Annotated in this window: 5 protein-coding genes; 2 read left to right on the top strand and 3 right to left on the bottom strand. The window is 69.6% G+C overall.

The window, feature by feature from the left end; translation table 11 throughout:
* The first annotated feature begins 106 nt into the window (after window positions 1-106).
* Complete coding sequence (locus tag NGB36_RS31265; RefSeq protein ID WP_255923982.1) at window positions 107-598, top strand: hypothetical protein; 492 nt, start codon at window positions 107-109, stop codon at window positions 596-598.
* A 36-nt stretch (window positions 599-634) separates the two neighbouring features.
* Here the strand turns inward: NGB36_RS31265 and NGB36_RS31260 are convergent, their stop codons facing one another.
* Window positions 635-2,110 carry an LCP family protein gene (locus NGB36_RS31260; RefSeq protein WP_255923981.1) on the bottom strand — a complete coding sequence of 492 codons (1,476 nt, stop codon included), beginning with the start codon at window positions 2,108-2,110 and terminating at the stop codon, window positions 635-637.
* A 545-nt stretch (window positions 2,111-2,655) separates the two neighbouring features.
* Here NGB36_RS31260 and NGB36_RS31255 point away from each other — a divergent pair.
* Entirely contained in the window at window positions 2,656-4,353 is a 1,698-nt protein-coding gene (locus NGB36_RS31255) for an LCP family protein (RefSeq protein WP_255923980.1), read from the top strand.
* Window positions 4,354-4,378: 25 nt separating this feature from the next.
* Here the strand turns inward: NGB36_RS31255 and NGB36_RS31250 are convergent, their stop codons facing one another.
* Entirely contained in the window at window positions 4,379-5,716 is a 1,338-nt protein-coding gene (locus NGB36_RS31250) for an ABC transporter ATP-binding protein (RefSeq protein WP_255923979.1), read from the bottom strand.
* Window positions 5,717-5,722: 6 nt separating this feature from the next.
* On the bottom strand, window positions 5,723-7,459 hold the full coding sequence (locus tag NGB36_RS31245) for an ABC transporter permease (protein WP_255923978.1): 1,737 nt from the start codon (window positions 7,457-7,459) through the stop codon (window positions 5,723-5,725).
* Between the last annotated feature and the right edge of the window lie 54 nt (window positions 7,460-7,513).

Genomic DNA, 7,513 nt, shown 5'->3' with positions numbered 1-7,513 from the left:
CCACCATCCTCGTAGTCATCAAAATCGCCCAAGTCGCCCTCAACCACTGAACACCACCTGAAGGCAGGTGCCGCGTGACCACCCCACGACGGGGAAGAAGACCGGTATGCGGACGGCTCCCCGCCCATGGCCCGCCGAGGGCGTCATCGCGCTCGGCATCGTCTCACTGGCGCTCCTCCAACTGGTGGCCTGGAATCTGGCACCCCGGCCGGACCGGCTGCTGATCGGCGGCGCCCTCGCACTCGTCGCCGTCGCCGCGTGGACCGCGTATGCGCTGGTACGCCACGGCCGCCGCGACCGCGATCCCACGCGACGCGCCGCCGTACCGCCTGACGCCGACCCCGACACCGACCCCGACACCGGTGAACAGTGGTTCACCGATGACACCCTTGACGGTTTCCCCGCGCAGGCCGTCCGCCCGCTCCTGGAGGGCCCGGACCCGCCCGATCCCAACCGGCTCTACACCGCCTGGGTCTTCGCCCGCCACGGCTACGACACCGTATGGATCGCGCACCACCTCGACCTGCCTACGGCGGCCGTCAAGCCGCTCGTCGACGCCGTCAGCGCGGGCCGCCGCAGGGCGCAGCGCTCGTCGTGACACACCACGTCACATGACATGACGCGTGAGGCGGCGTCAATTGACGCAGGGGATCCCGCCCATCCTCACCGACTCGCCCGCAAAGGACCCGCTCGGCACTGGCCAGGGCGTGGCGCCCGGCGAAGGCACCGCGGAGCCGTTCGCGCCGTACTGCGGGGTGAACCCGGCACCGATGATCACCAGGACATGGCCGGGCCGCACCGTGCGGCCGCGCAGCGGCCTGGGCACGCCGAGGCGTGCGGCGATCTGTGCGGCCGCCTCCTGCGCCCCCGGTCCGTAGACGACCGTGGTGGTACCGGCCGGGTAGAGGGCGTTGGCGACATCTCCCGCGGTGTAGCCAAGGGCGGCAAGCGCCCGTGACTCCGCGGCGGCGGCGCCGGGGATGCCGCCGCCGTTGCGTACGTCCACGACCGCGGGCGCCACCCGGCCGGGCGCCTGCCCGGCGCCTGCGCCGGGCTCGCCGCCCGCGCCCTGGTGCGAGGCATCCCGGCCGATCATCACGCGGACCAGCGACCTGATCCTCACCGGGTTCACGAGGTTGACCGACTCGCCGTTGCGCGTGCCGAATCCGGCGATGGGCAGCGTGTGGAACACGACGTTGCCGCCGGTGAGGTTGGGGGCCTGGCGCGCGAAGTCGAGGACGTCCCAGCTGTTGTCGATGACGACGTCCTTCTGCACCACGGCGAACAGGTCCTGCATTCTGCCCAGGTCGCTGAAGACCCCGTCGGTCTTCAGCTTGTGGGTGACGGAGGCGAGGAACGCCTGCTGCCGGTGGGTACGGTCCAGGTCGCCCTCGGGCAGCCCGTGCCGCTGCCGCACGAAGGCGAGTGCCTGGCGTGCGTCGACGCTCTGCAGGCCCGCGGGGAAACGAGCCCCCGAGTACCGGTCGTTCACCGGCTCCTTGAGGCAGACCTGGATCGGCCGGAGCACCTTGGCGATGTCGTAGAAGCCGAGCAGGTTGACCTCGGCGAAATGGTCGATGGGAACGCCGAGGAACTGCTGGACGGTGGCGAGCGTCGCCTCCCGACCGACCTCGCGGCTTCTCTGCTCCAACGCGGCGTTGTCCGTGACGCCTTGGGCCTTCAGGCGGTTCTCGGCGGCGGCCTTGGCGAGCCCGTACGCCTCCTTGATCTTGTGCATTCCGGCGGGCGTCCCGTCACCGTCGAAGGTCTGGACGTAGTCGTCGCGCGGGATCGAGAAGGCAGTGACCTTTCCGCCGTCGGGCGGGATGTGCATCAGGATCAGCGTGTTGGTGTTGTAGCCCCCGATGTCGCTGGAGCCCGCGTGGAGTTCTCCCTCGACGAACTGTTTCGGCAGATCGTTGCCGTTCATATCCTTTCGTGAGTCAAGACCGATAAGCAGGAGATTGACCGAGTTGTCCAGGTGGGCGGGTGCGTGCCTGCGTACCGTGTCCAACGCAGCCGAGGTGGTCAAGCCCCCGGAGAGCCAGTGGTACGCGAACCAGGCAGTGGCACTGCCCGTGAGGATCATCGCCGAGGTGATCGCGGTCACGGCCCTGATCGCGATGGCCAGCGGTGTACGGACGCCACGTCGGCCACCACAGCCGCGCCGGACCGGCGAACCAACCGAACCCGCCGAACCACCCGGTCTCCGGCGGTCAGCGCGCTCCTTCGGCCCGCCATGTCCGCCGGCGCCGCGCTGGTCGTGCACCCCTGAGCCCCTTTCGGATTGCGTGATTGCGCAATGTAGCAAGCCATACGGCCGCCACGGGGCCGCCGCACGAGCGACAAATGCGAGGCGTGCGCGTAATCCGCGAGATCGCAGACTCGCGTCGAAAAGACGCAGCACCAAGGCTTATGCTCGACGGGGCTTGCGTCCGGTACGCCGGGGCGACGCAGCCCCGGCCGGCGTCTTTGCATGATCTTCGCAAGCGGCCCACGGGCCCCTCATGGCCGCTTGCTACATTGCGCAATTATGCAACCTTTGACGGGTATTGTGCGTCTACTTGATCGAAGCTGCCGGCGAGGGCACACCGGCGTGTGCTGCTGTACGGACCAGCGCCGGAGGGGTCCGGCTCGACCGCGTAAGGGTGAGGCATGACCGACGTATCGCACCGCCGGGGCGGCTCGGCGACGGGCGAGGGCACAACCGTGCCTGGCCCCCGCCGCGCCAGGCGGGCTGCGCAGGGGGCGGGACGCGGCGGTCGGCAGGCCGGGATCCGCCCGGGCGCGGAGGGGCGACGTGCGGCGGGCCGGGGACGGGCGCGGCCGAGGAAGCGCAGCGCCGCCAAGATCGCCGCGATCACGACCTCCACCGCGGTGCTGGTCGTCGCCGGTGTGGGCGCGGCCCTGTACGAGCATCTCAACGGCAACATCAACGGCCTGCCGCTGATCGGCGGCGGCAGCGAGAAAGCCGACGCCTTCGGGCGCACCCCGATCAACATCCTGATGCTCGGCTCGGACGGGCGCGACAACGCGGCCGACTGCAAGATCGGCGGCGACTGCGGCGGCGGGGAGAACGCGGACGTGGAGATGCTGGTCCACGTCTCCGCGGACCGCTCCAACGCCACGGTGATGAGCGTTCCCCGGGACACCAAGACCGAGCTGCCCACGTGCACGGATCCGACGACGCACCAGACGATGCAGGCCCATGTCGACCGGATCAACAGCACACTTCAGTACGGTCCGAGCTGCACCGCGGCGGCGGTGCACCAGCTGACGGGCATACCCGTCGACCACTTCATGAAGGTCGACTTCTCCGGAGTCGTGAACATGTCCGATGCCATCGGCGGCGTCCCGGTCTGCGTCAGCAACAACGTGTACGACCCGTACTCGCATCTGAAGCTGTCCAAGGGCACCCACACCCTCAAAGGTATGTCGGCGCTGGAGTTCCTGCGCTCCCGGCACGGCTTCGGCGACGGCAGCGACCTGGGCCGCACGGTCAGCCAGCACATCTTCCTCAGCTCCATGATCCGCACGCTCAAGAGCGCTGGCACACTCACCGATCCCACCGCGCTCTACGGGCTCGCCAACGCGGCCACCAAGGCGCTGACGGTGGACACCGGGCTCGACAGCATCCCCAAACTCCTCGGCCTGGCAACGGACTTGAACAAGGTTCCGTCGAACCGGATCACCTTCGCCACCATGCAGACCCTTCAGGATCCGCGGGACAGCTCTGCCGTGGTGCCGTCGTCCGCCGCGCAGAACCTGTTCAACGCGCTCGCCGACGACCAGTCGCTCAGCAACGGCAGCGGCGGCAAGTCCTCGACGGCCACGGCCACGCCGAGCCCGGCGCAGCCGGCCGTTCCCGACTTGCAGATCACCGTGCAGGTCAACAACGGCAGCGGTGTCACCGGCCGCGCCTCGCAGATCGCCCAGGACCTGATCGACCAGGGGTTCAGCCCCAACAGCGGCTCGGCCAACGCACCAGTCCCGGCCTCGGCCACCTCGGTCCACTACGCTCCCGGCCGGCAGGCCGAGGCGCAGACCGTCGCCCGCGCACTGCAGATCCCGGCAAGCCGTCTGCAGCAGGACAGCAGCGTCAGCCAGGTGACGGTGGTCGTCGGCAGCGACTGGAGCAGCGGCAGCACCTTCCCGTCGAGCGGGGGCGGATCGTCCAGGCCCGCCCCGGCCGACGCCAAGGCCGCGGTCGCCGGCGCCAACTCCTCCACGGCGGACCAGTCGAAGCAGTGTGCGCAGGTGAGCACGTTCGACACCGTCTCGGTGGGCGGTGTGCCGATGACTCCGACTCAGGCCTACGCGGACAGCCCGAACGTGCCCAATTCCGCGCCCTGACCGGTACGTTCGCCGCCGCCGGTAGCTACAGCGCGGCCTGCGCTCCCGGCTCCAGGGTGAGCCGTCCGTCGTCGGCGTCGTAGTCGTACAGCTCGGCGTAGCGGCCCCAGTCGACGGCCGTCTCCAGCTGACGGCGGGCCTCTTCGAGGCTGAAGCCGCGCCGCAGCAGATCGAGGAAGAAGCCTTCGCGCAGCGTGTGGCCCTCGGTCGCGGCGAGGGCCTGCACGATGGCGCGCACCAGCGGGGCGTGCGCCGCGGCGTGGCGGGCGAACAGCTGCTTGCTGGTGAGGATGTCGGCGGCGACGAACTCGCGGCCCTCCGGGGTGATCGTCAGCCGCGCGTCATGGGTGCGGGCGAGTCCGAGCATGGCGGCGGCGTCGACGAGCGGCAGCAGGTCGTCGATCTCGAAGCTGAGTTCGTCGGCGATCTCTGCGAGTCCGTCCTCGCCGCCGCGGGCGACAAGGATCTCCAGCAGCCCGGCCATGCCACCGACGCTCACATCCGGCAGCGGGGCGCTGACGGGGGTGGCCGACGGCCGTGCCCCGCCCGCCACGGGCGCGGCCTGGGTGGCCGCCGCGGCCGCCTCCTCACGGCCGGTGAGGATGCCGTAGACGGTGTCGACCAGCGCTTCGAAGCGCGGTGTCCGGCGGTCGCGGGGACGCGGCAGTTCGATGGTGAGTTCGGCCATGATGCGGCCGGGGTTGGAGGAGAGCACCAGGATCCGGTCGGCGAGAAGCACGGCCTCCTCGATGTTGTGGGTGACGATGAGGATGGACTTCACCGGGGCCTCGTGCTCCTCCCACAGGCCGACCAGCTCGCTACGCAGGTTCTCCGCGGTCAGGACGTCGAGTGCGGAGAACGGTTCGTCCATCAGCAGCGCGTCCGGTTCGACGACCAGGGCACGTGCGAAGCCGACGCGCTGGCGCATGCCGCCGGAGAGCTCCTTGGGGTAGGCGCCCTCGAATCCGTCGAGCCCGATGAGGTCGATGGCCTTCAGGGCCCGGTCGCGCCGCTCAGCCTCGCCGACGCCGCGTGCCTGCAGGCCGAGTTCGACGTTCTGCTGGACGGTCAGCCAGGGCAACAGCGCGAACGACTGGAAGACCATGCCGACACCGGGGTTGGAGCCGGTCAGCGGGGTGCCGCGATAGGCCACCGTACCGGTGGAAGGGGCGATGAGCCCCGCGATGCAGCGCAGCAGAGTCGACTTGCCGGATCCGGACTTGCCGAGCAGGGCGACGATCTCGCCCTCGGCGAGCTGGAAGCCGATCCCGTCGAGGACCGGAAGGGCGCGTCCGTCCGGGGTGGTGAACGTCTTCGTCACACCGTCGACGTCGATGATGACAGACCTGGTGGTGAGGGTCATGGGGGCTCACAACGCGTATCGGGACTCGGCGACACGGTAGAGGCGCCGCCAGAACAGACGGTTGGCGAGGACGACATACAGGCTCATCACGCTGATGCCGACGAGGATCTTGGGGAAGTCGCCGACCTCGGTGGCTGAGGTGATGTACGCGCCCAGCCCGGTCGCCTGCATATGGTGGCGGTCGTAGTCGACGACCTCGGCGACGATCGAGGCGTTCCACGCACCTCCTGCAGCGGTGATGCCGCCGGTGACGTACGAGGGGAAGACGGCGGGCAGGATGAACACCCGCCATTTCAGTGGTCCGCCGACGTTGAACGAGCGCATCGCCTCCCGCAGGTCGAAGGGGATGGCCTGGGCGCCGGCGATGACGTTGAAGAGGATGTACCACTGCGAGCCGAGCGCCATCAGCAGGATCGCGCCTGCGTTGAGCGGGATGCCGAGTGCGAGGAAGACGGCGGCGGCCAGAGGGAAGAGGAAGTTCGCCGGGAAGCTCGCCAGAACCTGGACGACGGGTTGGGCGAACCGGGTGACCTTGGGGTTCATCCCGATCCATACGCCGATGGGGACCCAGACGACGGTCGCCGCGGCGATCAGCACGACGACACGGCCGAAGGTCGCGGCGCCCAGCGCCAGTGCGTACCCGAACTCTGCGAGCCCCACGGTGGTGTGCACGTAGTCCAGCGCCCGCCAGGCGAAGAAGACGACCACGACGCTGACCGCGCCCGCGAAGAACACGTCCCCCATGCGCTCGCGTACCGTCGTCGTGGTCAACGGGTGCTCCGCGGTGCCCAACGGCCTCGTCGCCCGGTCCAGCGCCGCCCCGAGCGGCCTCAGCGGACGCCTGATCAGCTCGGGTACGGAGGACCGTCGCAGCAGGTCGAGCACCACGCTGCGGGGCCGTTCAGGGGCCTGTGACTCCTCGACGCGGAACCGTTCCGCCCACGCGGTCATCGGCCGCCAGAAGACCGCGTTGACCCCGACCACCAACACCACCATCACCGCGATGGCGATCCCGACCTCGCCGAGGTCGCCCTTACGGATCGCCGCCGCGGCGTACGAGCCCATGCCGGGCAGCGCGTACTTGTGGTTGAGTACGCTGATGGACTCCGAGGCGGCGAGGAAGAACCAGGCCCCGCCGAAGCTCATCATCCCGTTCCAGACCAGCGGGATCATCCCGCTCGGCACGTCGAGCCGCCAGAAGCGCTGCCACTTGGTCAGCCGCATCATCCGCGCCGCCTCGTCGAACTCCCGCGGCTGCGAGACGAGCGAGTAGTAGAAGGCGAACGTCATGTTCCAGGCCATCGCGGTGAAGATCGCGAAGATGGCGGCGCATTCAAGGCCGAGCTCGGAGCCGGGAAAGAGGTTGATGAACGCCGTGACGGTCACCGACAGGAAGCCGAGCACCGGCACCGACTGGAGGATGTCGAGGACCGGCAGCAGGAGCTTCTCGGCGCGGCGCAGCCTCGCCGCGGCCGTCGCGTAGACGAAGGTGAAGATCACCGACAGCGCGAGCGCGGCGAACATCCGCACGAGGGAGCGCACGGCGTAGTACGGCAGATGAGAGGGATCGGTCGAGACGGTGGACGGGGCCGTGCCCGGCAGGAACGGTGCATTGAGCGCAGGGGCGAGCCGGACGAGTCCGTAGAGCAGTGCGACGAGCGCGGCGCCCACGAGCACGTCCACCCACCGCAGCGCGGGCCGACGCCACACCCCGCGTGTAGGGAAACCGCCCGGACCCGCCACCGTACCGCCTCCTGGTGCTGCCGTGCCGGTGCCTGCTGCGGCAGAGGAAATCCG

The sequence above is a fragment of the Streptomyces humicola genome, from assembly GCF_024436035.1.
GTDB lineage: Bacteria > Actinomycetota > Actinomycetes > Streptomycetales > Streptomycetaceae > Streptantibioticus_B > Streptantibioticus_B humicola.
Note: the sequence above shows the minus strand (reverse complement) of the source record. Positions and strands in the feature narration are given on the sequence as shown.